Below are 26,083 nucleotides of genomic sequence, written 5' to 3' on the forward strand. Positions count from 1 at the left end.
TGGCACCCGTCCGGAACGACGTCGATGAAGACGGTCACCAGACTGCTGATCTTCGCCAACTTTGCGGGGTTCGCTCTCGAGGCCGCCGTAGGAGACCCGCTCTTGGCGGCGTTCGCGCTGTGGCCGCCCGGTCGATACTTTGTTCCCGAGCTTCACGCCGTCGCCGGCTTTCGGCCCTGGCAGGTGGTCACGTACTCCTTCCTGCACGCGAACGTCGCGCACCTCCTGCTGAACATGCTGGCGCTCTCGATCTTCGGTCGCGACGTCGAGCGCGTGGTCGGGGGGCGGCGCTTCCTCGTGCTCTATCTCGCCGCGGTGCTGTCCGCGGCCGGCGTGCAGCTGACGGTCCTATCCCTCGCATCCGCCGCCCCGCCCTACCCGACGGTCGGCGCATCGGGCGGCGTCTTCGGCGTTCTGCTCGCCTTCGCCATTTTCTACCCGCGACGCATCGTGATGCTCGTCTTCCCGCCGATCCCGATGCCGGCATGGCTCTTCGTCACCGTCTACGGGCTCGTCGAGCTCGCCAGCGGCGTCCTCGGGACAACGGCAGGCGTCGCGCATTTCGCACACCTGGGCGGCATGCTGGGCGCTTACGTCGTGCTGCGGCGCTGGCGGCGGAGCGATGTGAGCGACTCGTCGCCGGCGCTCGGCCCCATATAGCGACGGAACCACTCCGTCGCGAGGCGCACCACTTCCTCGAGGGTCCCCGGTTCCTCGAACAGGTGGCTCGCGCCCGGCACGATCGTCAGGCGCTTCTCGCACCGCAGCTGCGCGAGCGCTTCCCGGTTCATCTGGATCACCGGCGCGTCGTCCCCACCCGCGATGAGGAGCGTTGGCGCCTGGACGCGGGGTAAGGCGGACGCCGCGAGATCGGGCCGCCCGCCGCGGGAGACGATGGCGGCGATGGCGGGATCGCTCGCGGCGGCGATGAGCGCCGCGGCCGCGCCCGTGCTCGCGCCGAAGTACCCGATTCGAAGGTCTTCGGTGAACTCATGCTTCCGGACCCAATCGGCGGCCGCACGAAGCCGGCCGGCAAGGAAGGCGACGTCGAAGACCAGCGCGCGATTCTCCCCCTCGTCCGCGGTGAGGAGATCGAAGGTGGCATGCGTGATGCTCGGCATCGGCATGAGCCGTACACGAGCGCTCCGTAACCCGGTGCGCAACCGCAGCGGAGCACGGACCGAGGATCGGCACGATCATTGCTCCCGCGTTCATTGTATGGGCATGCACGCCGCATCGGCGCCCCTGCCGCGCCATCCGACCGGGGCGCTCGCCGACCATTTCCGGCCCGAGGCGCCACCCGGCGTGCGCGGCGGTCGATTCGCACGTCACGCGCGAGCACATTTCGCGTCGCTGCTGCGCCGGGCGGACGTCGAGCTCGACGGCGCGGCGCCGTGGGATCCTCGGGTGCACGACGACCGGCTTTTCGCACGCGTGCTCGTCGACGGAACGCTCGGCCTCGGCGAGGCGTACGTCGACGGCTGGTGGGATTGCCCGCGGCTGGACGAGCTCGTCGCCCGTGTGGCGCGTGCCGGCGTCGCCGCCGCACGGTGGAGCTGGAGGGACGTGCTCGCGGTCGCTGAAGCGAGGATCTGGAACGCGGGTCGGCGATCGCGCGCCTTCGACATCGCAACCCACCACTACGATCTCGGCAACGACCTCTTCGAGGCCATGCTCGATCGCCGCCTCACCTACAGCTGCGCCTACTGGAAGGACGCGCGGGATCTCGACGAGGCCCAGGAAGCGAAGCTCGATCTGATCTGCCGGAAGATCGGGCTCCGCCCCGGGATGCGGGTGCTCGACATCGGCAGCGGCTGGGGCAGCTTCGCGATCTTCGCCGCGGAACGGTACGGCGCCCGAGTGGTCGGGCTCACCGTCTCCCAGGCCCAGCAACGGCTCGCGACCGAGCGCGGGCGACACCTTCCGGTCGAATTTCGCGTGCAGGACTACCGCGACGTCGACGAGCCCTTCGACGCCGTCGTGTCGATCGGCATGTTCGAGCATGTGGGGCCGAAGAACTACGGCACCTATTTCGACGTCGTTCGCCGGTGCCTGCGGCCCGACGGTCTGTCGCTCCTGCACACGATCGGGTCGCGCGCGCCTTCGGCGGCGGGCGATGGCTGGATCATGCGCTACATCTTTCCAGGCGCCCACCTCCCGTCGGCCCACGAGCTCACGCGCGCGCTCGGACGGACGTTCGTGATCGAGGACTGGCACAACTTCGGGGCCGACTACGACCGGACGCTCCTCGCCTGGGACACGAACTTCCGGGCCGGCTGGGACCGGCTGCGCGTGCGCTACGACCAGCGCTTCTACCGCCTGTGGCGATACTATCTCCTCACCTGCGCCGGCAAGTTCCGGGCGCGCCAGAACCAGCTCTGGCAGATCGTGCTGGCGAAGAACGGCGTCACGGGTGGGTACGCGTCGCTACGCTAGGAAGCCCGCCCACGAGTGGCGGCGTGGGCCGGTGGGAGACTGCTAGCGAGCGTCCTCGGTCGAGCCCGTGCAGGCGGGCCACGGCGTCGGCCAGGAGCGGAGCGACGCTCACACGCTCGAGCGGCAGGCCGACCGGAGTGGCGAGGCTCAAGCTGTCGGTTGCGACAAGCCGGCGGATCGGAAGGCGTGTGAGGCGCTCCCCGGCCGGCCCGACGAGGAGGGCGTGAGTCGCGGCGACGGTGAGGTCCGGGACCGCACCGCCATCCAGCACGGCACCGATCGCTGCCGCGACCGTTCCGCCCGTGCTGATCATGTCGTCGATCACGATCGGCATTCGGCCGCGCACGTCGCCAACGACGCCACGTACGCTCACCTCCGTACCGCTCAGCCGCGTCTTGTGTACAATCGCCACCGGCTGTGCGAGCCGCGCGGCGTACCGCTCCGCCAGCTTCGCGGCGCCGAGATCGGGGGACACGATCACCGCCGCGGCACCCGCGGGGGGACGGACTGCCTCCGCCAAGAGGTCGACCGCGCTCAGATGCTCGATCGGGATTCCGAAGCATCCCTCGAGCGACGGCGTGTGGAGGTCGATGGCGACCATGCCGGCGAGGGCGCCCGCCTCGATGAGCTGGGCGATCAGGCACGCGCTCAGCGGCTCGCCGTCTTGCGTGCGCCGATCCTGCCGAGCGTAGCCGAAATACGGGACGACCGCCGTGATGCGTACGGCCCCGGCACGGCGGCACGCGTCGGCGAGGAGAAGCAGCTCGAGCAGGTGCTCGCCGACGGGCGGGCCGGTCGGCTGCACGAGGTACACGTCGTCGCCACGGACGCGGTCGCGGATCTCGATCCGGACCTCGCCATCTGGAAAGTGCTGGAGCAGCCGCTCGCCCGCACCGAGGCCGAGGTGTTGCGCGACGGCGTCGGCGAGCCGGACGTTCGCGGTGCCGGAGAAGACGTGGAGGCGTATCGATCGTTCCGCCTACTCCCTCTCCGGAATCGGCGAATCCGGCGCCGTCTCCGGAGGCTCGCCTTCGTCCTCGGGCACGGTCCAGCGTTCGGCAGCGAGCGGCTGCATGCCCCGTCCCCCCGGGATGCGCTCCTCGTCGAGTGGCCGGACTTCCTCCTCGGGACGGGGGTCGCCGACCTCTTCGCGATCGAGCGTCGTCACGCGCACTCGGTCGCGGACCTCGAGCCCCAGACCGTCGGCCACGAGCTGGACCAGAACCTGCCGCTGCGCCTCACTCGGGAGCTCACCGGAGAGTCGCACCACGCCGCCATGACATCGGATGGACACGCCGGCCAGATCGGGATCGCCGTGCGCCCGAATGCGTTCTCGCACGGTCTCCGCGAGCTCATCGTCGCCGAGATCACGATGGTCGGGCGGTATGGGACGATGCGAGCTCGGCTCGAAGGGCCGAGGTGGCAGCGCGGGCGTCGTCTCGAGCCTGCTCGCGCAAGCGAGGCAGTATCGCGTCTCCGGCGTGGCGAGCAGCCGTTCGACCGCGATAGGCCGGCTGCAGCTCTCGCACGGTCCGTATCCGCCGATGGGGATCTTCGCGAGGGCGCGATGGATCTCTGCGAGCTCACGGCGGTCGCGCTCGCGGACGCAATCGAGGAGCCGGGTCATTGCTTCGGCCTGCCCACGCGTCTCGAGCTCGGGCTCCCGACCCTCCTCGATGACGCGCAGGTCGGCTTCGAGACCGTCGACGTCGTCGAAGAGGCGGCGCTGGCGGTCGAGGAGCTTTCGGCGGATGCGGTCGAGCCTCTCACGTCCGATCGCGACGTTCATGGATTCACCTCCGAAACCGGGGCTATCGTTCGACCTCGCGCTCAGCCGCCTCGAGCCAGAGCCGCTTGAGGCTCTTGGGCAGCTGGCTGAAGACGTCCCAGGATTCGCCGTGGAGCCCGCGCCGGTTACCCAGGAGCTCTTGGAGCGCTCCGAAGACGACCTTCACCGCCCGCTCTGCCGCCGCGCCGTTCGCCAGGCCGCTTCGCGCGCAGACGTGAGCCAGGAATTCCACCGATTGGGTGGGGGCCACCGTCCGGTCGGAACGATCGCCCTCTTCCCACAGCGTCTTCAGGGTGCTCGGCAGCTGAGCCGCCACGTCGTCGGCCTCCTTCGGCGTGAGCCGGTCGCGCAGCTCCTGGAAGATGGCGAAGATCACCTCTTCGGCGCGCACCGCATCGCACCCGAGTCGGCCTGCCACCTTTCGGAAGAACGTCACGTCGTCCATGACGGATTGATCTGCAAGACCACTGCCACCTGATTCCGCGTTTCTACCGGCGCGTGCTTCCCCCCAGCGGGAATCAGCGCGCCCCGAAGAAGCAGAACCGGCGAATCGCGCTGGCGGGCCGACGGACACATCGTGCCCGCGACCTGCTATGTCGCACGAGCGGTGACGGTCACGTTCCTCGGCACCCGGGGCTACATCGAGGTCTGCACGCCTCGGCACTTCCGGCACGCCGCGCTCCTCGTCACACACCGGCGCGGGCGGGTCATGATCGACTGCGGTGAGGACTGGCTGGGCCGGCTCGGGCGTATCCGACCCCACGCCATCGTCGTCACGCACGCCCACCCGGACCACGCGGGTGGTCTCTCACGTGACGTACCCTGTCCGGTCTACGCGACCGCCGCCGCATGGCGTGGGCTCGCGCGGTTCGACATCCCGGCGCGTGTCCGACGGATCGTACGAGCGCGCGCCCCGATCAGGATCGCGGGCATGGTTTTCGAAGCCTTTCCTGTGGAACATTCGCTGCGGGCTCCTGCGGTCGGATACCGTGTCACGGCCGACGGTATCGCCATCTTCTACGTCCCCGACGTCCTGTCGATCCCCGCTCGCCGGGCGGCCCTTCGAGGAATACGGCTCTACGTCGGGGACGGCGCATCGGTCGTCCGGCCGATCTTACGCCGGCGCGGCCACGCGCTCTTTGGCCATACCACCGTCACGACGCAGATCGGATGGTGTCGCGCCGAAGGTGTTCCGCGGGCGCTCTTCACGCACTGCGGGACCGGGATCGTCGCAGGCAACGCTCGAGAGACGGCCGAACGACTCGAGGCGCTCGGACGGGCCCAGGGTGTCGAAACGGCCATCGCGCACGATGGCCTCGTGCTCAGGCTCCGGGTCACCGCACCAGGTGACCGCGTGGCTCGTCCGGCTCGAGGCGCCAATCAGTCGCGCTAGGCGCCACGGCTCTTCCCATCGAGCAGACTTGATCGGTGATGGCTCATGCCATCGAGTAGCGGCGTCGCCACTGGCGGCACCACACGCGCGGCGCTTCGCGGCGTGCGGCGCGCCAACCCGCGGCGCATCGTCCTCGCCGTCGGCGTTGCACCGGCCGACACGGCCGACGTCCTGCGCCGGGAGGTCGACGACTTCGTGAGCATCGCGACGCCGGAGGAGTTTGGCGCCGTGGGCCAGTTCTACCGCGACTTCCGCCAGGTGAGCGACGGCGAGGTCGTCGCGCTGCTCGCCAAGGCGGCTGGCGAGCGGGAGCGCGCCGCGCGTCCGAACCACGGTATCGCGACACGACACGATCCATGATCCGGCATCCGCTCTGACGGCCGCAGCGGCGAAGCGTCGAGTCGAGATCGGTGGATCGCAGGCCGATGCCGTGCCGCGCCGCGCCGGTCTCCCGGCGAGTGGGCCATGGAGGAAAACACTTCTCAGAAATCGGGAACGCGCATCGCATCGGTTCCCACGCATCGGAGTGGAGTGGACGCGTCAGCCGCAGGTGAACTGGATTTTGCGCGGCGATGGGGAAGCCGAGGCGTCCAGGGGTCCGGAGGAGGCGACCGAGAATCGAGACGAGCCATGACAATGACGCTCTCTGGCGCTCTTCTTGCTCTCCAGATCGGACATGACCGCCATCCTTCTGGACCGTGCCGTCCGTCGCTACCGTCCGCGCACGATGGCCGTCGGGCACGCGGATGCATCCCGGCGATGAGCAGGCCCGTGGGACGAGCAGGAGCGGCTGGCGTTCGGACACGCTACTGCTCGCAATCGTCCTTCTCGTAGCCACGGCCCGAGCCGAGCCGCCGGCCGGCATGTCCCCGATTCCCATTCTCGTCTATCACCGATTCGGGCCCATCGTGACCGACGCGATGACGGTCACGACGAGCACCTTCGCGTCACACCTCGAGTACCTCGCTGGACACGGCTACACGGTGATCCCGCTGCGCGCGCTCGTCGGCGCGCTTCGCGGGAGCGCGCCGCAGCCGCCGCCGCGCTCCGTGGTCATCACGGCGGACGACGGCCATCGGACGGTCTACAGCGAGATGCTTCCGCTGGTGCGCCGCTTCCAGGTTCCGGTGACGCTCTTCGTGTACCCGTCTGCGATCTCACGTGCCGACTATGCGCTCACCTGGGACCAGCTCCGCGACCTGCGGGCAACGGGGCTGGTCGACGTGCAATCGCACACCTTCTGGCATCCCAACTTCCGCGTCGAGAAGCGGCGCTTGGCTCCCGCCGCGTACGACGCCTTCGTCACGAATCAGCTCGTACGCTCCCGTCGCATGCTCGAATCGCAGCTCGACGGCTCCGTGGATCTGCTCGCGTGGCCGTTCGGGATCGTCGACGACGAGCTCGCCGCGAAGGCGGCGGCGGCGGGGTACATGGCCGGGTTCACGATCGAGCGCCGACACGTGCGGGCGGGCGACTCCCTTTTGAAGCTGCCTCGCTATCTCATGACCGACGCGGATCGCGGCAAGGCGTTCGAAGCCCTCCTCACAGACGGCGCGCCCCGCCGCGAGCCGTCGATGGAGAAGCGAGCACCGTGATGCGACGACTTGGCCGCATGCCCACCGGTGCCGCGGTGGTGGCACTCTTCGCCGGCGTCCTGCTGGCAGCCCCGTCGTGGACGATGCCCCTCGGTGGTCGGGTGATCGATGCCGACACGAATGCCCCGATCGCCGACGCGTACGTCACGGTCGGCGAGACCGTGGGCCGCACCGATCGCGACGGGTTCTTTGCGATCGACGGCACCGGCACGGTTCGGGCGCGCGCGGTCGGGTACGGGCGCGTGGCCGTCGCGGCGGTGCCCGGCACGGCGATCACGGCCGCGCTGCCGCCGCTGCGCCCGAAGGCGCTCTATGCCTCCTTCTACGGCATCGGATCGTCCCGTCTGCGCGAGGCGATGCTCGCCCTCGCGGAGCACACCGAGATCAACGCCCTGGTGATCGACGTCAAGGGCGACCATGGCAAGATCCCGTACGCGAGCGCCGTGGCGCTCGCCAGCGAGATCGGCGCGCAGACGCCCCGCACGATCGCCGACGTCGACGAGCTCGTGATGCGGCTGCACGCGAGGGGGCTCTATCTCATCGCGCGCATCGTCGTGTTCAAGGATCGCCCGCTCGCCATCGCGCGCCCCGCGCTCGCCGTGAAGACCCGTGACGGCGGCGTGTGGCTCGATCGCGAGCACCTCCCCTGGACCGACCCGTTCCGGCGCGAGGTGTGGGACTACAACATCGACGTCGCGGTCGAAGCGGCGCGCCACGGCTTCGACGAGATCCAGTTCGACTACGTGCGCTTCCCCGACGCGACCGGGCTCGCATACGCGGAGGCGAGCACCCAGGAGAGCCGCATGGCCGCGATCGGCGGGTTCCTCACCGAGGCACGGCATCGGCTCGTTCCGTACAACGTCTTCCTGTCCGCCGACGTGTTCGGCTACGTCTGCTGGAACCGGAACGACACCCTGATCGGCCAGCGCATCGAGGAGCTCGCGTCGCTGCTCGACTATGTCTCCCCGATGCTCTACCCGTCGTCGTTCCAGTTCGGCATTCCGGGCTATCGCAATCCCGTGGCGCACCCGTACGAGATCGTATCCCTCTCGCTCGAGCAGGCGCGGCAGCGGACCGGGTTACCGGCGACACGCTTCCGGCCATGGCTTCAGGCGTTCCGGGATTACGCGTTCGGCCGTCGGCCCTTCGGCGGTGACGAGATCCGAACCGAGATCTCTGCGGCCGAGGCGTTCGGTTCGGATGGATGGATGTTGTGGAATCCCCGCAACACGTACTCGGCCGACGGCCTCGCGCGCTGAGCGCGCCGTGGGGCGCGATCGCGGCCAGCCTCGTCGCGACGGGCCTGTGCGCCGGCTGCGTGTCGGCGCGAAGGGATCCGCTCCCCCGGACCGCGGCGCCGCTCGACGGCATCGACGCGATCGTCGAGGACGAGATCGCGGCCGGCAGGATTCCGGGTGCCGTGGTCGTCGTCGGGCGGGACGGAGCCGTCGTCTACCGGCGTGCGTTCGGCCGCCGGACCGCCAGTCCGGTCCGCCCCATGACCCTCGACACGATCTTCGATCTGGCCTCGCTCACCAAGGTGATGGCCACGACGCCGGCAGTGCTGCAGCTCGTCGAGCAGGGACGTATCGGGATCGACGAGCCGGCGGCGACGTATTGGCCCGAGTTCGCCGCGAACGGAAAGCGCAGCATCACGATCCGGCACCTCCTCACCCACTACTCGGGTCTCCGGCCGGATCTCTCGACGCGGCCCGACTGGCGCGGGTACCCCGCCGGCCTCCGCCGCATCGTCGCCGAGCGCCCCGTCGCGCCGCCGGGTCGCTCGTTCCTCTACAGCGACACCAACTTCGCGGCCCTCGGCGAGATTGTGCGGCGCGTCTCGGGCGAGCCGCTCGACGTCTACTGCGCGCGCCACGTGTTCCAGCCGCTCGGCCTGCACGACACCGGGTTCCGTCCCGCCGAGATCGGACGCCTCGCCCCGACGGTCTACGCCGAAGGGTCCCCGCGATTCGGGTCCGTACACGATCCCATCGCCGACCGGATGGGCGGCGTCGCGGGCCACGCGGGCCTCTTCTCGACCGCCGACGACGTCGCACGCTTCGCGCAGACGATGCTCGACGGCGGCAGTGCCGGAGCCGTCCGCGTCCTCCGCCCCTCCACCCTGGCGCAAGCGACGAGCCCGGAGAACCCGGACGGCGGCTTCGTACACCGCGGCCTCGGATGGGACCTCGACTCGCCGCTCGCGGCGGACTGGAGCGGGGTCTTCGCGCCCGGCGTGTACGGGCACACGGGTTATACGGGCACGTCGCTCTGGATCGATCCGACGTCTCGCCTATACGTCGTCATCCTCACGAACCGCGTTCACTTGCCCGACGGCGACGCGCGACCGCTGCGCGCCCGCATCGCGGCGCTGGTCGCGCACACGTTCGCCACCCGCCCGGGTGCCGTCACCGAAACCGGCATCGACGTCCTCGAGGCCGAACGCTTCGCGCCGCTCGTCGGCCGCCGGGTGGGCCTCGTGACCAATGCGTCCGCGCGCGATGCGGGGGCCCAACGGACGGTCGACGTCCTGCACGCGGCACCCGGGGTCGAGCTGGCGGCTCTCTTCAGTCCGGAGCACGGGCTCGACGCAGCGGCGGAGGGCCGGATCCAGTCCGGGCGCGACGCGCGCCTCGACATCCCGATCTACAGCCTCTACGGCCCCGAGACGCGTCCGACCCCGGCGATGCTCGACGGGCTCGATGCGCTCGTCTTCGACGTGCCGGACGTGGGCACGCGCTTCTACACGTACGTCACCACGATGGCGTACGCGATGGAGGCTGCAGCCCGCAAAGGCATCCCGTTCTACGTGCTCGATCGGCCGAACCCGCTCACGGCCTCGATCGTCCAGGGGCCGACGCTCGATCCGGATGCCCGATCGTTTACCGGCTACTTTCCGATCCCCATCCGCTACGGGATGACGATCGGCGAGCTGGCGGGCCTCTTCAACGTCGAGAACGGCATCGGCGCCGACCTCCACGTGATCACGATGCGCGGATACCGGCGAGACGCCTGGTACGACGACACCGGGCTCCAGTGGGTGCCGCCGTCACCCAACCTCCGCTCGCTCCGGCAGGCGACGCTGTATCCCGGCGTCGCGTTGGTCGAGGGTGCGAACGTGAGCATCGGGCGGGGCACCGCCGCACCGTTCGAGCTCCTGGGCGCGCCGTGGATCGACGGCCGTGGACTGGCGCGATACCTGAACGGGCGCGCAATCGATGGGGTCCGCTTCGAGCCGATCGACTTCCAGCCGACTTCCGAGCCGTTCCGGGGCGTGCGCTGCCACGGGATTCGCATCGTCCTGCTCGATCGAAACCGGCTCGACGCGCCGGCCCTCGGCATCGAGATCGCGAGCGCGCTCCATCGGCTGCATCCGCGCGCCTTCCGGCTCGACGACACGCGCCCGCTCATCGCGGCGCGTTGGGTGGTCGATGCCGTCGCCGAGGGACGCGACCCACGATGGATCGTGGACCGCTGGCGAGGTTCCCTCGACCGGTTTCGGGCAGTGCGTGACAAGTACCTGCGCTACTGACGGGTACGCCGGACGGCCTCGCGTTCGGGGTTCCCTTCCGCCCCCTCGGGCTTTCGCAACCGGTACAATGCGGCACCGGCGGCCTTCGCGCAGGTCGGAACCTCCACCCCACGACCCGCCTCGCGAAGACGCCGCCAGGCCGTCGATCGCCGGCGGCTCGTTTCGAAGCAGCTGGCACGTGTGATGCTGAGGTAGGGGGCATGCAACTTCCACTCGAGATCACGTACCGCAATGTCCCGTCCTCACCCGCGATCGAGGCTGCCATCCGCGAGAAGGCCGCGAAGCTCGAGGCGTTCTACGATCGCATCACGAGTGCTCGCGTGGTCGTGGAGACGCCGCACCGGCAGCATCGCCAAGGGACGCTCTTCCACGTCCGCATCGACCTCCGGGTTCCGGGACGGCAGATGATCGTGAGCCGGGCGCCGGCCGCGCACCACGCCTACGAGGACGTCTACGTTGCGATCCGCGATGCCTTCGACGACGCGAAGCGCCAGCTCGAAGACTACGCGCGTGAGACGCGCGGCACCGTCAAGACGCCGGCGCCGTCCGGGCACGGTCGCATCATCCGGCTCCACGCGGAGGACGGCTACGGATTCATCGGAACGCCGGAGGGACGCGAGCTATACTTCCACCGCAACAGCGTGGTGGACGGCGACTTCGACCGGCTGCACGTGGGCGACGACGTGCGCTTCAGCGAGGAAGCCGGCGAGCAGGGGCCCCAAGCGAGCACCGTGCACGTGGCGGGCGTGCCGTTCACGAAGAAGCGTGCCCGAAAACGAGCCTGACGCCGGTGTCGACGTCGAGCGGCCGCGCGCCAGTCGCGCTGTGCGTCCACCATCCGCGTCGACACGAGGACGCGCGCCGGCGGCACGACGACCCAGCAGGTACGCCCCGTGACGTCAGCGGAGACGTAGGCTCATCATGGATCCGACTAGTGCACCGCCGCCGAGATGGACTCAACATGACCACCATCGAACGCGGCCAAAGTGCCTGGCAGGTCGCGGGTCGCGGAATCAGCTCTTTGATCGCGACTCGGCGGCGGTGCACTAGCGAAGCGGGGTTTCCACCCGGTTGCGGTTTGCTAGGCACGTGACGTGACGGAGACGGAGATGGATCTGGGTGAAATGCTGGATCGGTGCCGCGCTCTGGAATGCCGTTCGGCAGCCCTGTACCGCAGCTTCGCCGCAGCCGCGCATGACCAACCGGAGCTGTCTGCATTCTGGACAGACATGGCGCGGGACGAGGACCAGCACTCTCGCATCCTCGACGAAGCGCGTGCGCGCTTGCCGACGGTCGATGCCTGGCTGACGCACATCTCGGTGAAGTGGCCTGAGGTCGTGCGTGACGTGGGAACGCAGCTCTCGACGGCGGAGCTGCTCACCGGCGGCACTGACACCGACGAGCAGCTGGCCGCCGCACTCGAGCTCGAGATGACGGAGCTCGAGCCGCTACGCCAGATGCTCGTGAGCGTGAGCCGGCACCGCCCACCACGGCCAGTCGGAGAGGTCCACGCGCTTCGCCTCGTCGAGGGAGCGGAGCGCTTCAGCAGTGATTCCCGGGTTCGGCAGCTGGCTGCACTGCTGCGCTCCCGGCACTGTCCAGCCGCGGGCCACTCACACACCTGACGGCTCGGGATGATCGGGGGCGTCATCGATGCCGCCGGCTTGCACCCTTGACGGCATCGGGCGCCAAGCGAGCCGTCCGCACAAGGTATGCCCGCGTCCGACGCTCAGGACCGCTCGGTGCGCGCACGCAGGCGGCGGAGGCGCTCGACGTTCGCATCGAGCGCCGCTTCGATGGCCGCGTTGAACGAGCCCTCTGGATAACGCTCCTCGGCGTCGGGCGCCCCCGCCGGCTTTCCAGAGCAGTGCATAGAGCTCGGCCGACGACGCGCTGTCGCCCTCGACCTCGTCGTACTGCTGCTCGAACGTCAGGGTCGCCGACACCGCAAACGGACGTTTGCGCGCGTGCCGCCCGGCGAGGAACCCGGACAGGATGAGCACGCCCTTCGAGTGCGCCGGGCCGCCGAGCTTGACCTCGCGCTCGACGTCGACGACGCCCGGCTCGCCGAGAAACGTTCGCGCGGTGATGCGCGCCGGGCGGCCGAAGGCGTGGTCACCGAGTGCCAGGACCGCGATGCCGTTGACCTGCCCCACCGCCTCGCCGTCGGTCGCGATCGCGATCGCGCCCTCACTCGTGATCCGAGCCAATCGCTCCTCGACGAGATTCGCGCGCTGCCGGTTTTCATCGACCGCTCGCGCGACGTCGTCGCGGCCGACGAGCGCGTGCCCGCTCTGCGCGGCCCAGTAGGCTGCCTGGCGCACGAGATCGATCAGCTCGCCCATGCGCGAGGTCAACCGCTCCTGGTGCGGCACGAGCCGCGAGCAATGCTCGATGATCCCCGCGACGCCATCGGCGGTGAAGTGCGGCAGCCCTTGCTCGCGACACACATCACCGAGGAAGCGCGCGAGGAGCATCTCGAACTCGGGTGTGCGTGGTAGCGAGTCCTCGAACTCCACCTTGACCTTGAACAGCGCCCGGAAGTCCTCGTCGACCGCGTGGAAGAGGTAGTATAGGAACGGGTTGCCGATCAGGACGACCTTGACGTCGAGCGGGATCGGCTCGGGCGCGAGGCTCACCGCGTTCACCAGCCGCAGATCCGCGAACGGCTCTTCGATGCGCACGCTCCGGCTATCGATGGCCTTCTTGAGCGCGGCCACGCGCCCGGGTGGGCGATCACGTCCTTCGCCTCGAGGATCAAATACCCGCCGTTCGCGCGATGGAGCGCACCCGCCTGCAGGAGGGTGAAGTCCGTCACCAGCGTGCCGAAGTGGGCGTGGTGCTCGATGCGACCGGCGAGATTCGCGAAGCTCGGCGTGTCCTCCGTGACGACCGGGGCGCCGTGTGTTCCCGTCCGATCGACCAGCACGTTCACCCGATAGCGGTCGAGGAACGCACCGGGCGGCGCCAGAAATGGCAACGGTGGTCGCGCCCCCTTCGGCCAGCCGCTGGAAGTCGGACGCGTGCTCGATCAGATCGGCCTGGACCTGCTCGAGATGGCGCGCCGCGCCGGCGACGTCGGCGAAGCGGTCGCGAAGCTCCTGCACGACGGGACGGATGGCCGCGGTCGTGACCTCCTCCACCAGCTTTTCGCGCGCGTTCCGCGCCTCGCTCGACCTCGCGAATCTGCCGCACGGTCGCCTCGACGCGCTCGTTGAAGCGGGTGCCGGCTTCGTTCAACCGCCGCTGCTCGGCCTCGGGCAACGCGTGAAACTCTTCCTCGCTGAGCGGCCGCCCGTCACGAGCGGGCGCAACCGCGAGCTCACCGGGCGTGCGACACGATCACGAATCCCTTCGCGATGACCTCGCGCTCGAGTTCGTCCATCTCCGCCTTGTGCCGCGTGGCGAGCTCTTCGAGTATGCGCGACTTCTGATGTGCGAACTCCTCGCTCTCGAAGGCGCGCGGCACGCGGATCCGGCACTCTTCGACCAGCCGCTGCATGGCGGCGCGCAGGTCGCGGCCCCGTCCGGCGGGCAGCTCGACCGCGACCGGCCGATAGGGATCGGTGAAGTTGTGGACGTAGCACCAGTCCGACGCCGTCGCGGCATCGCGCGCGGCGTCGGCCAGCAGGCGCCGCATGGTGCGTGTCTTCCCCGTCGCCGCCGGGCCGAGCACGAAGAGGTTGTAGCCCTCGTGCCGCATACCGATCCCGAACCGGGTCGCGCGCGCCGCCCGCTCCTGCCCGATCATGCCGTCGAGCGGAACAGCAAGGTCGCCACGTCGCAGGCCGCGCGCAAGCGGGACACGTCGAGTGGCGACGTCACCGTCAGCCCTTGATGTTCCCGATCGGCGAGAGCGTCGCCACGCGATGGGAGAGTCCGGTCTGCTCGAGCACGTCGACCACGGCGTCGAGGTCCTTGTAGGCGAAGCCCGCCTCTTCGGCCACACCCCACGACGAGCGGGCGCGGACGACAATGCCGCGCGCGGCCATGTCGGCAATGAGCTTCGGTCCCTTCACCCGGCGCTTGGCCTCGTGCCGAGACATCGTGCGTCCCGCGCCGTGCGCCGTCGAGCCGAAGGTTTCGGCCATCGCGCCCGCCGTACCGAGCAGCAGCGCGGATCCCGTTTCCATGGAGCCGCCGATGATGACGGGCTGCCCGATCTCGCGATACGCCGCCGGGACGTCGGGCGAGCCTGGCCCGAAGGCACGCGTCGCGCCCTTGCGGTGCACGACCAGCTCCATCAGGTCGCCGTCGACGACATGCTGCTCGAGCTTCGCCGTGTTGTGGCAGACGTCGTAGACGACCTGGAGGCCGAGCGCCCGCGCGTCGCGCCTGAACACGCCGGCGAGGACCTCGCGCACGCGGTGCGTGATCACCTGTCGATTCGCGAACGCCACGTTGGCGGCCGCATTCATCGCGCCGAAGTACGCCTGCCCTTCCGGCGACCTGAACGGTGCGCAGGCGAGCTCGCGATCGTTCACGCGAATGCCGTAGCGCGGCATCACGCGATCGAACGTGCGCAGGTAATCGGTCCCGATCTGGTGGCCGAAGCCGCGCGACCCGCAGTGCAGCATGATGAAGATCTGGCCGGGGCCGTCGATCCCGAGCACCGCCCCGCGCTTCGGATCGTGGAAGCCCTCGGGCCGGAGCACCTGGATCTCGAGGTAGTGATTGCCCGATCCGAGCGTGCCGAGCTGGTCCATGCCGCGCTCGAGCGCGCGCTCGCTCACGCATTCGGGATCCGCGCCCGGGAGCGCGCCGCCGCCTTCGGTGCGCTCGACGTCCTCCGGCCAGCCGAATCCGTGTGTGACGCACCACCGCGTGCCGCCCTTCATGACGTCGCGAAACTCGGCCTGGGAGAGCTTGACGAAGCCGTGGCAGCCGACGCCGGCCGGGACGGCCGCGAACAAGCGGTCGACGAGCTCCGCGAGCCGGGGCCGCACCTCGGCCTCGGCGAGATTCGTGCGGATGAGTCGCATGCCGCAGTTGATGTCGAAGCCGATGCCGCCGGGCGAGATGACGCCGCTGTCCGCACGGAATGCCGCGACCCCGCCGATCGGGAAGCCGTACCCCCAGTGGCCGTCGGGCATGCAGAGCGCGGCCCGGACGATGCCGGGAAGGCAAGCGACGTTCGTCACCTGATCGAAGACACCGTGCTCCATGCCGGCGAGCAAGGCCTCGCTCGCGTAGAGCCGCGCCGGCACGCGCATGCCCGGCTTCTCGCTCGCGGGGATCTCCCAGATGCACGGTGCCACCGGCGTGAGCTGCATCGCGACGCTCCTAGATGTCGATCACGACCTGCGCCCGCCACCCGCCTGCATGCTGCTCGAGGGTGAAGGCGTGCAGCGTCACGGCCTTCGGATCGTTCCGGAGTGCCATCCGCTCGACGTCGATCGCGCCGCCATGGACCCGCGCTACGAGCGTGCACGGTCGTCCCGTGCCGACGCGGACCTCGGCGACGGGGAAGATCTCGCGATCGCGATCCTTGCGAAGGATGAGCTCGGCGAGCCAGTCGTACAGGAGCAGATCCGGCTCCTCGGCCTCGAGCGTCACCCGCCGCTCGAGGGTGATCGGCACCGTCGCGGGGTCGACCATGATCTCCGCGAGCGCCGTCGCCGCGGTCCCGAACAGATCGTCCAGGTCGGCACCGTCGACCTCGATGGCGCAGTCGGCGATCGCGATGTCCTCGATGAAGCGATAACGGCCCACGGTCTCGCTCATCCGTCGTTGGCGGCCCGTCGCCAAGGCGGATCGTCCGCGGCCCGCGCGAGCAGGTCGATCACCTCGTCGTCGGTCGTCTGGCGAAAGTCGCGATAGAACTGCCCGACGGCGTGGAAGTGCCGTGGCGTCTCGAGGCACACGACGGCATCCGCCTCGGTGCGCAACGCCGAGATCGCGCCGGGCGGTGCCACGGGGACCGCGAGGACGACGCGGCGCGGCTGTGCGCGCCGCACGCCTCGGAGCGCCGCACGCACCGTGCCACCCGTCGCGATCCCGTCATCGACGACGATGACGGTGCGGTCGTGCAAGTCGACCCCATGGCGTCCCGCTCGCAGCCGCGCGTTCCGCTGCGTGACTTCCGCGAGCTGGCGAGCGATCTCGGCTTCGAGGTACGCCGCCGATACGCCGATGGTGCGCACCGCGCGATCGTCCACGATCGCCTGCGGATGCTCGCCGTCGACGACCGCGCCGATCCCGAACTCCGGACGACCCGGCGCGCCCACCTTCCGCACGACCAGCACGTCGAGCGGCGCGCCGAGCGCACGGGCGATCTCGTATGCCACGACGACGCCCCCGCGGGGCAGCCCGAGCACGACCGGCCGCTCGGCGCGGTATGCCTCGAGATGCGTGGCGAGCCGGCGGCCCGCATCTGTCCGATCTTCGAACATCTCGAGGACTGGACGCTGCAAGGACCCAGCCAGACCCACCCGTCGCGGCGCCGGCATGATTCGTGGATCTCCTACCAGCCGTCGGATGGCCGTGGTGGCGCAGTGGCACATTTGAGAATCGCACGGCGTGGCACCGGATCGTCCCGCATGGCGGAACGCGCCTCTGAACGTTCGCGGTCGAGGACCTATAGGGAGGAGGAGCTCTCGTCCGCCGACAGGCCCTCGAGCGCCGCGACACGCGCTTCGAGGTCCTGCACGCGCCGTACGAGCGCAGCCACGTGTCGCTCTGGGTCGCTCCGTGGAGGCGCTTCAGCACGTCTTCGGCGGCCTTGGCCGCCTGCTTCTCGACGCCATCGACGACGCGGCTTCGGCGCCACGGCCTCGCCGCAAACACCATCGACCGCGTGATTCACAGTGGGTTGCGGGGCATGCTGCGCGACGCGGAGCTCGCCGGCTACCGCGCCCCGGACCTGAGCCAGCTCTTCGACCGGCGCTTCGTGACACGCCTCGACCAGGGCTCAGACGCTGCCGAAATCGATGCCACGAAGGGAATCTCCGCCTTCCCTCTTGTCGCCAGCGCAGCGTGTCGTTCGTCGCGTCGATCCTTCGGTCGAGTGCTTCCGCGCGGGACGATGCACGACTCGGCCATCGTAACGGGTCACGTACCTTCAACCCGGTTGGCCCGTTGGTTCGCGTCGCAGAATGCTTCCGGCGAGCGGTATTCGCGTCGAAACGGAGATGGCGGCATCATCGTCACCTCGTCGATCACATCCGGAGGGCTTTCGTGGCCGGATTTCGCGCGGCCGCGAAACAGGCGGCGTCGTGCGATGCAGCGAGAGGAACCGGATGCCGACAATCGGCGTGTCCCGGTCCGAGGTTCGGCTGATCGAGGCGAACACTGCTTAAATTCTTGATTACCCCCATGTGACTGCCGGGTTGGTGGCCTCCGAAATCCTCGCAGATCACTGTCGGCGGCGCGATGCCATGTCGCGATCCTTCCCGCGGCCAGGCGAGAGCGACGCAAACACTCGATCACACGGCACGCGAGATGCTCCACCTCGGCATCGACGCAGTCCATCGACACGGGAGGTGTGGGATGCCTGTATCATGGCTCATCGTCGCCGGCATGGGGCTCGCGATCGCCGCGCCCGTCGTAACCATCGCTCGTGCCCGCGCTCGCGAGCGGCACGAGCAGTCGGGCGTTCCATGGTCGATCGGATGGCGCGCCTACGGCGCGGAGACGGCCCTGCGACCGTGCACGCCGAATCGCACGCTCCCATCCGAGCACAGGGACGTCTCGCGCATCGCGCCTTCGGAAGCAGCAGGCCGTCTCGCCACCCACCGGTACCCCAGGCTCTACGCCGAACGGCGACGGCAGCGCCGTCGCATCTGAGCGCGCAATCGCGTTCGCCTCACACTCGGATGTCTCGGCCCCCTTCGCGCGATATGGCGGAGCGATCCCTGCTGAGCGGTGTTTCCGTGCCGCGCCGCGACGGGCGCCTCGGCCACGACACCGGGCCCGCGGTGATTGCATGCTGCCGATGCAAGAGCCGGACGCCCGTCGCGACGACGAGGACCGCACCAGTGACCGGCATCAAGCCATGCATCGCGGTCTGCACGTCGATCCATCGCATCAGTGCCGGGTCCCGTGCCATGAGATCCCCGGCTACGTATCCAAGGAGACCAGCACCGGCGACGGGAAGCCAGCGGAATCGATCCATGAGCCGGATCACGAGGCCGCCGGCGAACACCACCAGCGGAATGCTCATGGCGAGACCGACCGCGACGAGCAGGACGTTTCCATCGGCGACGGCGGCCACTCCGAGCACGTTGTCGAAGCTCATGGCCAGGTCGGCCATGACGACGACCTTCACCGCCGAGCCGATTCGAGTGGCAACCGATGCCGCCTCCTCGTCGTCGATCCGGTTCTCGTCCACGATCAGCCTGATGCCGATCCATGCGAGCAATGCCCCACCGACGAGCTTGAGATAGGGCAGCGTGAGCAAGGTCCCCGCGAATGCGGTGAGGCCCACCAGGAGGCACACCGCACCGAGGACGCCGTACGTCATCGCCAGCGTCCGATGGGCCCCCTTCAGGTGGCGACAGGCCAACGCGATCACCACCGCATTGTCTGCCGACAGCATGAGATTGATGACGATGATCTCGCTCGTGACGAACCAGAAGTGCGCGCTTGTCAATGTCGTCATCGGAGCTCGCAGTCGACGTGGTCCAACGAAAGTCGCTCGCTCACGCCGGAGCGTCGTCTTGTCGGCTCGCGTCGGACCATCCACTCATGCAGGAACCGGTCCCTGACGCCGCACCGACGTTCGGCGGGGTGCACGTGCTCTCGGCCGAGCTGGCTTCCCTCCTGCAGGAATCGAACATCGGCGACGAGCCCGCCCCTGGGAATGGCGTCATCTCGCCTCCCGACTCCTTCGGGCCATGCCCATGGCATGGAACTTGGGACCCATGAGGATGGTCGCGATGGGACTCTTCGACTGGATCCGCCCCCTGTATAATTTCGCCAGCCAGCACGGCCGTCGCGCCCACGTCGCGAACGGTCGTGCGCACATCGAGCTCCGACCGATGAATCCTCGGCAGGCGGCGGAGCTATCCCGACACCTGCCGGAGCACCTCTTGCTGCTCGAGGGAGTCCATTGGGTGGACGTCAACGCGGCCGTGGGTCGTGCGATCGTGGCCTTTGACGCCGACCTGTGCGACCTCCGGTACATCATCAAGGTGGTCGAGCACGTGGAGACGGCGCTCGGTCTCCACGTGCTGCCCTTCCCGATCGATCGCCCGGAGCATCCGGGCGATCTCGAGCCCCTGGTCCGGTGCGTGATCGAGCTCGGCGGCGACGTGGTGGGGATCGGGCTGGCCATCGCCGGCCGTGCCCTTCGCGCCCCCACCTTGCCAATCCAGATCGACGCGCTCGCCCTCGTGTCGTTGTTCGACGCTCCCCGCCTTCGCCGCGCCGTCGAAGATCGCGTCGGCCGCCAGACGACCAGCCTCGTGCTGACGCTGTCGAACGCGATCACGCAGGGGCTCGCGCAGAGTCCGCTCGGCCCGGTGGCCGACATCGCGCATCACGGCCTCGTGCTCGTGGAGCGTGTCGTGCGACTCCGCACGTGGATGGATCGCGAGTCGGAGCTGTGCTCGACGCCGGGCGCGGCGGCGCGGGAGGCGGCCGAGACGGGGGCACGGGTCGTCGACCTCCCCGCCGGCCCGGTCGAGCGCTACGCGGACGCCGCGCTCCTCGGCTCGGGGGTCGCCTTCACGCTCGGCGTCATGGCGACCGGCAACATCGCTGACGCCACGGCCCCCCTCTTGAGCGGGCTCCCGAAGCCGGCCCGGCTGGGCCGTGAGGCGTTCGCATCGTACCTGGCGCTCGCGCTGGCTCTGCGAGGCATCCTCCCGCTGGATCGCCAGGCGCTCCGGCGTCTGGACCGCGTCGACTGCCTCGTGGTCCCGCTCGGTCTCTTGGTCCGGCTCGACGTGCTCCCTGGGAGCTTCGTCGCCGTCGACGGATGCGATCCCGCGGTGCTCCGTCGCCGCCTGGCGTCGCTCGTCGATCCCTGCCGACCGTGGGACGTGCAGGGCGACGGTCCGTGGTCGGTAGGTCCGCTCGATGCGTCTCGAACGCAGGATCTCGCCGCCGGCTACCGTCTCATGGCGTTGCGGCACGGAGACGTCGCGGTCGCCGTGGCACGAGCCCGAGCCGTCCTCGATCCCGATGCCGAATCGCTGATCCACGCCGCGCGGAAGGCCGAGATGCGGATCGTGGTCGCGGCCGACGCGCCCCTCCACATCGGCGGAATCGACGTCGACGAGGTGATCCCGGCCGGCAACGGCCTCGTCGACGAGGTGCGTCGGCTCCAGCGCGAGGGGCGGGTCGTCTGCGTGGTGGACACCGCCGACGCCGCCGCCCTCGCGGTCGCGGATTGCGGGATCGGCCTCGTCCGGGCTGCGCAGGAAGCGCCGTGGACCGCCGATCTCCTCTGTGGCGATCGGCTCGACGACGCCCGGTTCCTGATCGAGGCGTGCCGCAGCGCGCGTATCGCCTCGCACCAGAGCGTGCAGCTGGCGGCGATCGGCGCGGGGCTCGGGCTCGTCATGTCGCTGGGTGGGCTCAGTCGCGAGACGTCCGGGCGGGTGGCGACCGCGGTCAATGTGACGAGTCTCGTCGCGATGGCGAACGGCGTGCGGTTGAGCGCCGGCCTGGCGCTCCGGCCGGCACCGGCGCGGCGGGACACGACGCCGTGGCACGCCCTCGATGTGGCGACCGTGTTGGAACGGCTCGGGACGTCGATCGACGGCCTCGGTGTCGCCGAAGCTGCGCGGCGGTACGTCGGCGAGGCGTCGCCGCCCGGCACGCTCGCACGGCTCGGGGAAGCAATGCTCGACCAGCTCCGCAATCCGCTGACGCCGATACTCGCCGTCGGGGCCGGGCTCTCCGCCGTCGCGGGCTCGGTGATCGACGCCGCGCTCGTAACGAGCGTGGTCGTGTTGAACGCCGCCATCGGCGGCGTGCAGCAGCTGCGCACGGACGCAGCGATCGACGGGCTCTCCGAGCACGTCCCGGCGCACGTGATGGTTCGTCGGGACGGCCGCGAGGAGACCATCCACACCGCTGCCATCGTTCCCGGTGACGTGCTCCTGCTCCGCGCGGGCGACGCCGTGCCGGCGGACTGCCGTATCGTGGCGCAGGACAACCTCGAGGTGGACGAATCCAGCCTGACCGGCGAGTCGCTCCCGGTCGCGAAGACAATCCGCGCCTCGCGGGCGGCGGACGTCGCGGAGCGGAGCTCGATGCTCTACGAGGGCACGTCGATCGCCGCGGGTACCGCGACCGCCGTCGTGATTGCGGTGGGCAACGCCACCGAGGCCCGACGGGCAGCCGGCGCCGCGCGCGCCCGGACGCCGACCGAGGGCGTCGAAGCGCGGCTCGAATCGCTCACGAGCTTCATGGCGCCGACGGCGGTCCTCTCGGGCATCGGCGTCGCCGCCGCGGGATTGCTGCGCGGCCGTCCGGGTCGCGAGGTGATCGGCGCCGGGACGAGCCTCGCGGTCGCGGCGGTGCCCGAAGGGCTTCCCCTCCTCGCCACCGCGGCCCAGCTCGCGGCGGCGCGCCGACTGTCGCTCCGCGGCACGCTCGTGCGAAATCCGCGAACCATCGAGGCCCTCGGACGCGTGGACGTGGTGTGCTTCGACAAAACCGGCACGGTCACCGAAGGACGCCTGCGCCTCCAGACCGTCTGGGACGGTGCAGGCAACGGGGAGAGCGCGGAACCCGTCCGGCGCGCGATTCTCGCAGCCGCACTGCGCGCCACTCCCGAGGCGGTCGGCGGACGATCGCTGCCGCATCCGACCGACCAGGCGTTGGCCGATGCGACCACGGCCCGTGTGCTCGCGCCCGACGACGATCTACCGGGCTGGATCCGGCTTGCCGAGCTGGCGTTCGAGCCCGGCCGGGCCTATCACGCGACGCTCGGTCGCCTCGACGATACGTTACGCCTGAGCGTGAAAGGCGCACCGGAAGTCGTCATCGCGCGGTGCCGCGCCTGGCAACGGCCGGACGGCAGCGTGGTCGCGATGGACGCGGGCCTCCAGGCGCGGCTCGCGGAAGAAGCGGGGCAGCTCGCGGGAGGCGGGTTGCGCATCCTCGCGGTCGCGGAGCGCGACGCGCCGCTCGACGCGGCGTTCGACGGCGACGCCGTCACGGATCTCCTGTTCCGCGGCTTTCTCGGTTTCAGCGATCCCGTGCGGGTGACGGCGGGCGACGCGCTGCGCGGCCTGCGAGCGGCTGGCGTCACGCCCATGCTCATGACCGGGGATCATCCCGGTACGGCCGCTCGGATCGCGCGGGAGCTGGAGATCGCCGATGACGCCGGCGTCGTCACCGGCGCCGAGATCGAGGACCTCGACGATGACGCGCTGGATACCGTCCTTACGACGACGCGCGTGTTTGCGCGCGTGACGCCCGCGCACAAGGCCCGGCTCGTCGCCGCGCTGCAACGCACCGGCCACACGGTCGCCATGACGGGCGACGGGGCCAACGACGCCGCCGCGATCCGCATGGCGAACGTCGGCATCGCGCTCGGGCGGCGCGGCACGGCCGCGGCGCGCGATGCGGCCGACCTGGTCGTCACCGACGACCGCATCGAGACGATCGTGGACGCGGTGCTCGAGGGCCGCGCCATGTGGGTATCCGTCCGCGACGCCGTCGCCGTGCTCGTCGGGGGCAACCTGGGCGAGCTCGCGTTCACCGTCGCGACCAGCATGCTGGGCGAAGCGCCGCTGAACGCCCGCCAGCTCCTCCTGGTGAACCTACTGACCGACGTCGCGCCCGCCATGGCCATCGCGCTTCGCCCGCCGCCGCCCACGACGGCGGAAGCGCTGCTCCACGAAGGGCCCGAGGCGTCGCTCGGCGGGCATCTGACGGCCGACATCGCCTGCCGGGCCGCGTTCACGGCGGCCGGTGCGGGCGTTGCCTGGATGCTGACGCGCGCGCGCGGCGCACGCAGGGAGGCCGGCACGGTAGCGCTCACGGCCCTCGTGGCGACGCAGCTCGGTCAGACGCTCGCGAGCGGCGGCCGAAGTCCGCTGGTGGTCGCGACGGGACTCGGTTCGTTCGCCGCGCTCAGCGCAGTCGTGCAGACGCCGGGCCTGAGCCAGCTCTGCGGCTGCACGCCGCTCGGCATCACCGGCTGGACCACGGCACTCGCCGCGTCCGGGGCGGCCACCGCCGCGTCGGTCGCGGTGCCGTGGATCTGGCCGGGCGCCGAGGCGTGGTTCGAGGGACGTGCGCATGAGCTGTCGCGCGCCTGGCCCACCATCGCATCGCTGCGCGCCTGGTCGCCCTGGCGCGTCGACGGTATCGTTCGGACCTTCATCGAGCCCACCGGAGTCGCGAGGGACTGACCATGCGCAGGGCGCCGTGCCGGCCGCTGCCAGGGTCGACGACATGAGAAACGAGTACTTCGAGCGTGTTCACCCCCACTCGGCGAGGAGAGCCGACATGCGCGGTCGCAAGCCGATGGTGCTGTTCCTGTGTGCCGACAACTCGGTTCGTAGCCAGCTCGCCGAGGCGCTGCTGCGCCACCACGCCGGCGATCGCTTCGAGTGCACCAGCGCCGGACTCACGCCGAAGCCGGTCCATCCCCTTCTCCCGCAGGTGCTTCGAGAGTCGGGCGTCGAGCCCGGCGCCCTGGACCCGAAGGGTCTGAAGGCCTTTCTCGGGCACGGCGCCCGGTTCGCGATCATTCTGCGCACCCCCGACGAGACCGAAGCGCCCCGCATCTTTCCGTTCGCAACCCGCACGATCCATTGGGAGATTCCCGATCTCGGATGCGACGGTGACACCAACGACGCGCTCGCCGCGCTTCGCCACACGCGCGACGAGATCGCCGCCCGGCTGCGCTGCTGGCTAGCGAGTGTCGAGCCGCCGACGCCGTACCGGACCGCCGCCTAGACGATCGACGGGAATGCGCGCGAATCTCGCCGGACGAGAAGCCATCCTCCCATGCGGATATCGATGACCGAGCAGTCCGACACGACCATCAGGTGTCACACGAGCATCTGGCCGAGCACGGATCGTCGGGATTGTCGTCGACAATGAGGATCGGATGCTGCGGTGCGGCCATGGCAGACCACCGATACGGGAAACGGATTTCCACGTAAGGTCCTCGCAGTGGCTAAAGCGCCCTGCGCGGAAAATACCGGCGCGGCTTCCGGACTTCGATCCAAACTGAGGCCGCGTCAGCCGGGGGGAAGGGCACGCCCTGTCAACACAAAGTAGAAATGTCCGCTCCGGCCCCAAGTAGAGATGTCCGCCTTACGGTGCGAGAGAGGTCGGGGAGCGCGAGGGAGCACCGGCACGGATCCGCTGCTTCTCGCGTAGGCTGATCTTCGGGTGTGCCAGGCGCGCGGCATCGCGCTGTTGCTGTTGGGTCGCGATCCATTCGAAGACGCCGTCGAGGTGCTTGTGCTCGACGATGGCCCCGGGATCGATGCACGCGTGATCCTTCGGAAAGAGGCGAGCCGTGAGCTCCTGGCCGTTGGCTCGAAGGGTGACTGTCCCGTCCGCGGCTTCGTGGACCGTGACCGTCGTGCCGCGCAGCCGGCGATTCGCGACCGTATCCGCGAGGACGTAGAGGTCGCGCTTATAGTGCACGGTGAGCTGGCGGCTGATGCGGCGCGTCTCCTGGAGCGTGAAGAGCTGGTCGAGATCGTCGGCGGGACGCAGCGGCCGATGGGCGTCATAGGCGATCGCGGGTGGCTTGGCGAAGCGGCGATTGTAGTCGGCCATGAACGCGGGGAGGAACGGCGCGGCGGCGACGGGATCATGGAGCCCCTGCAAGCGGAGCTCCTTCACCAGGCGGTCTTGGAGGGTGCCGTTGGCCCGTTCCACGCGGCCCTTGGCCTCGGGGCTCCGCGCGCAGAGGAGGTCGATATTGAGGTCCCGGAGGGCGCGCCCCAACTGCGAGAAGCCCGGTCCCCCCTGGGCTCGATCACGGGCCTGGACGTGAAAGACGCTCAGCCGATCGCTGTAGAAGGCCATCGGCTTGCCGTGCTGCTCGAGGTAGCGGCGCGTCGCCCGGAAGTAGTCGAACGTCGACTCGACCTCGGCGAAGCAGAGCTCCATGAGCCGGCTCGTGGCATCGTCGACGTAGACCAGGAGCGTACAGATGGGCCCGCGGTCTTCGAACCAGGCATGCTCGGAGCCGTCGATCTGGACGAGCTCGCCCAGGCACGCGCGCCGCGGGCGGGGCGGGTAGCTGCGCCGCGTCCGCTGCGCGCGCGGCACCAGAGGCTCGCGGCGACCATCCAGCCGCGGAGCGTCTCCACGGACAACTGGAGGGCATGCTCCTCGGTGAGCTTCTGGTGCGCGAAGGTCGGGCCGAAGTCGCTGTAGCGCTCGCGCACGAGGCTCAGCGCGCGGTCGCG

Annotated in this window: 23 protein-coding genes; 12 read left to right on the forward strand and 11 right to left on the reverse strand. The window is 69.8% G+C overall.

All coding sequences use genetic code 11. The features are described 5' to 3' along the window. The first annotated feature begins 24 nt into the window (after nt 1-24). Nucleotides 25-660 (forward strand): rhomboid family intramembrane serine protease, encoded by a 636-nt coding sequence (locus tag VMS22_08440; protein HXJ34056.1) that lies wholly within the window; start codon nt 25-27, stop codon nt 658-660. Here the strand turns inward: VMS22_08440 and VMS22_08445 are convergent. Further along, nucleotides 591-1,127 carry a dienelactone hydrolase family protein gene (locus VMS22_08445; GenBank protein ID HXJ34057.1) on the reverse strand — a complete coding sequence of 179 codons (537 nt, stop codon included), beginning with the start codon at nt 1,125-1,127 and terminating at the stop codon, nt 591-593. The genes VMS22_08440 and VMS22_08445 overlap by 70 nt on opposite strands. A 97-nt stretch (nt 1,128-1,224) precedes the next feature. Between VMS22_08445 and cfa the strand changes: the two genes are divergently transcribed. Beyond that, the gene (gene cfa / locus VMS22_08450; GenBank protein ID HXJ34058.1) at nt 1,225-2,436 is read left to right on the forward strand and encodes a cyclopropane fatty acyl phospholipid synthase; all 1,212 of its coding nucleotides are present in this window, start codon (nt 1,225-1,227) and stop codon (nt 2,434-2,436) included. Here the strand turns inward: cfa and VMS22_08455 are convergent. From VMS22_08455 to VMS22_08465, 3 genes are read right to left on the reverse strand one after another with little or no spacing between them, the layout of a single operon-like run. Further along, nucleotides 2,408-3,403: a ribose-phosphate pyrophosphokinase gene (locus VMS22_08455; GenBank protein ID HXJ34059.1), complete on the reverse strand. Its 996-nt coding sequence runs from the start codon at nt 3,401-3,403 to the stop codon at nt 2,408-2,410. The genes cfa and VMS22_08455 overlap by 29 nt on opposite strands. A gap of 12 nt (nt 3,404-3,415) precedes the next feature. Further along, on the reverse strand, nt 3,416-4,225 hold the full coding sequence (locus VMS22_08460; protein ID HXJ34060.1) for a TraR/DksA C4-type zinc finger protein: 810 nt from the start codon (nt 4,223-4,225) through the stop codon (nt 3,416-3,418). A 22-nt stretch (nt 4,226-4,247) separates the two neighbouring features. Then, nucleotides 4,248-4,670 carry a DUF2267 domain-containing protein gene (locus VMS22_08465; protein ID HXJ34061.1) on the reverse strand — a complete coding sequence of 141 codons (423 nt, stop codon included), beginning with the start codon at nt 4,668-4,670 and terminating at the stop codon, nt 4,248-4,250. 162 nt (nt 4,671-4,832) lie between these two features. Here VMS22_08465 and VMS22_08470 point away from each other — a divergent pair, with 162 nt between their 5' ends. From VMS22_08470 to VMS22_08500, 7 genes are all read left to right on the forward strand, one after another. Further along, complete coding sequence (locus VMS22_08470) at nt 4,833-5,618, forward strand: MBL fold metallo-hydrolase (GenBank protein ID HXJ34062.1); 786 nt, start codon at nt 4,833-4,835, stop codon at nt 5,616-5,618. A 45-nt stretch (nt 5,619-5,663) separates the two neighbouring features. Further along, nucleotides 5,664-5,978, forward strand: a complete 315-nt coding sequence (locus VMS22_08475) for a hypothetical protein (GenBank protein HXJ34063.1) — start codon at nt 5,664-5,666, stop codon at nt 5,976-5,978. Between the two features lie 503 nt (nt 5,979-6,481). Next, a complete protein-coding gene (locus VMS22_08480; GenBank protein HXJ34064.1) occupies nt 6,482-7,213 on the forward strand; it encodes a polysaccharide deacetylase family protein in 732 nt (243 codons plus the stop codon). Nucleotides 7,214-7,230: 17 nt separating this feature from the next. Next, nucleotides 7,231-8,472, forward strand: coding sequence for a putative glycoside hydrolase (locus VMS22_08485; GenBank protein ID HXJ34065.1), 1,242 nt, complete (start codon nt 7,231-7,233; stop codon nt 8,470-8,472). 59 nt (nt 8,473-8,531) lie between these two features. Further along, nucleotides 8,532-10,745: a serine hydrolase gene (locus VMS22_08490; GenBank protein ID HXJ34066.1), complete on the forward strand. Its 2,214-nt coding sequence runs from the start codon at nt 8,532-8,534 to the stop codon at nt 10,743-10,745. Between the two features lie 200 nt (nt 10,746-10,945). After that, entirely contained in the window at nt 10,946-11,530 is a 585-nt protein-coding gene (locus VMS22_08495; protein ID HXJ34067.1) for an HPF/RaiA family ribosome-associated protein, read from the forward strand. Between the two features lie 309 nt (nt 11,531-11,839). Continuing rightward, nucleotides 11,840-12,370 (forward strand): ferritin family protein, encoded by a 531-nt coding sequence (locus tag VMS22_08500; protein ID HXJ34068.1) that lies wholly within the window; start codon nt 11,840-11,842, stop codon nt 12,368-12,370. On the opposite strand, the gene VMS22_08505 is transcribed toward VMS22_08500, so the two are convergent. Further along, on the reverse strand, nt 12,359-13,852 hold the full coding sequence (locus VMS22_08505) for an AAA family ATPase (GenBank protein HXJ34069.1): 1,494 nt from the start codon (nt 13,850-13,852) through the stop codon (nt 12,359-12,361). The genes VMS22_08500 and VMS22_08505 overlap by 12 nt on opposite strands. 10 nt (nt 13,853-13,862) lie before the next feature. Here VMS22_08505 and VMS22_08510 point away from each other — a divergent pair, with 10 nt between their 5' ends. Then, nucleotides 13,863-14,108, forward strand: coding sequence for a hypothetical protein (locus tag VMS22_08510; protein ID HXJ34070.1), 246 nt, complete (start codon nt 13,863-13,865; stop codon nt 14,106-14,108). On the opposite strand, the gene VMS22_08515 is transcribed toward VMS22_08510, so the two are convergent. The 5 genes from VMS22_08515 to VMS22_08535 all read right to left on the reverse strand — a co-directional run bounded on the left by VMS22_08515 (nt 14,068) and on the right by VMS22_08535 (nt 19,428). Next, nucleotides 14,068-14,496 (reverse strand): Lon-like protease helical domain-containing protein, encoded by a 429-nt coding sequence (locus tag VMS22_08515; GenBank protein HXJ34071.1) that lies wholly within the window; start codon nt 14,494-14,496, stop codon nt 14,068-14,070. The two genes, VMS22_08510 and VMS22_08515, sit on opposite strands and share 41 nt — an antisense overlap. 76 nt (nt 14,497-14,572) lie before the next feature. Continuing rightward, on the reverse strand, nt 14,573-16,018 hold the full coding sequence (locus VMS22_08520) for an RtcB family protein (protein ID HXJ34072.1): 1,446 nt from the start codon (nt 16,016-16,018) through the stop codon (nt 14,573-14,575). A 10-nt stretch (nt 16,019-16,028) separates the two neighbouring features. Next, nucleotides 16,029-16,469 (reverse strand): archease, encoded by a 441-nt coding sequence (locus VMS22_08525; GenBank protein ID HXJ34073.1) that lies wholly within the window; start codon nt 16,467-16,469, stop codon nt 16,029-16,031. Continuing rightward, nucleotides 16,466-17,158 (reverse strand): phosphoribosyltransferase, encoded by a 693-nt coding sequence (locus VMS22_08530; GenBank protein HXJ34074.1) that lies wholly within the window; start codon nt 17,156-17,158, stop codon nt 16,466-16,468. Before VMS22_08530 ends, VMS22_08525 begins: the two co-directional genes overlap by 4 nt. 1,391 nt (nt 17,159-18,549) lie before the next feature. Further along, on the reverse strand, nt 18,550-19,428 hold the full coding sequence (locus tag VMS22_08535; GenBank protein ID HXJ34075.1) for a TerC family protein: 879 nt from the start codon (nt 19,426-19,428) through the stop codon (nt 18,550-18,552). A gap of 178 nt (nt 19,429-19,606) precedes the next feature. Between VMS22_08535 and VMS22_08540 the strand changes: the two genes are divergently transcribed. After that, entirely contained in the window at nt 19,607-24,058 is a 4,452-nt protein-coding gene (locus tag VMS22_08540) for a cation-translocating P-type ATPase (GenBank protein ID HXJ34076.1), read from the forward strand. Between the two features lie 97 nt (nt 24,059-24,155). Then, nucleotides 24,156-24,608 (forward strand): arsenate reductase ArsC, encoded by a 453-nt coding sequence (locus tag VMS22_08545; protein HXJ34077.1) that lies wholly within the window; start codon nt 24,156-24,158, stop codon nt 24,606-24,608. Nucleotides 24,609-24,971: 363 nt separating this feature from the next. Here VMS22_08545 and VMS22_08550 read toward each other — a convergent pair whose 3' ends face one another. Next, entirely contained in the window at nt 24,972-25,943 is a 972-nt protein-coding gene (locus tag VMS22_08550) for an ISNCY family transposase (protein HXJ34078.1), read from the reverse strand. Nucleotides 25,944-26,083 lie beyond the last annotated feature (140 nt).

Source organism: Candidatus Eisenbacteria bacterium (assembly GCA_035577985.1).
Lineage (GTDB): Bacteria > Desulfobacterota > Binatia > DP-6 > DP-6 > DATJZY01.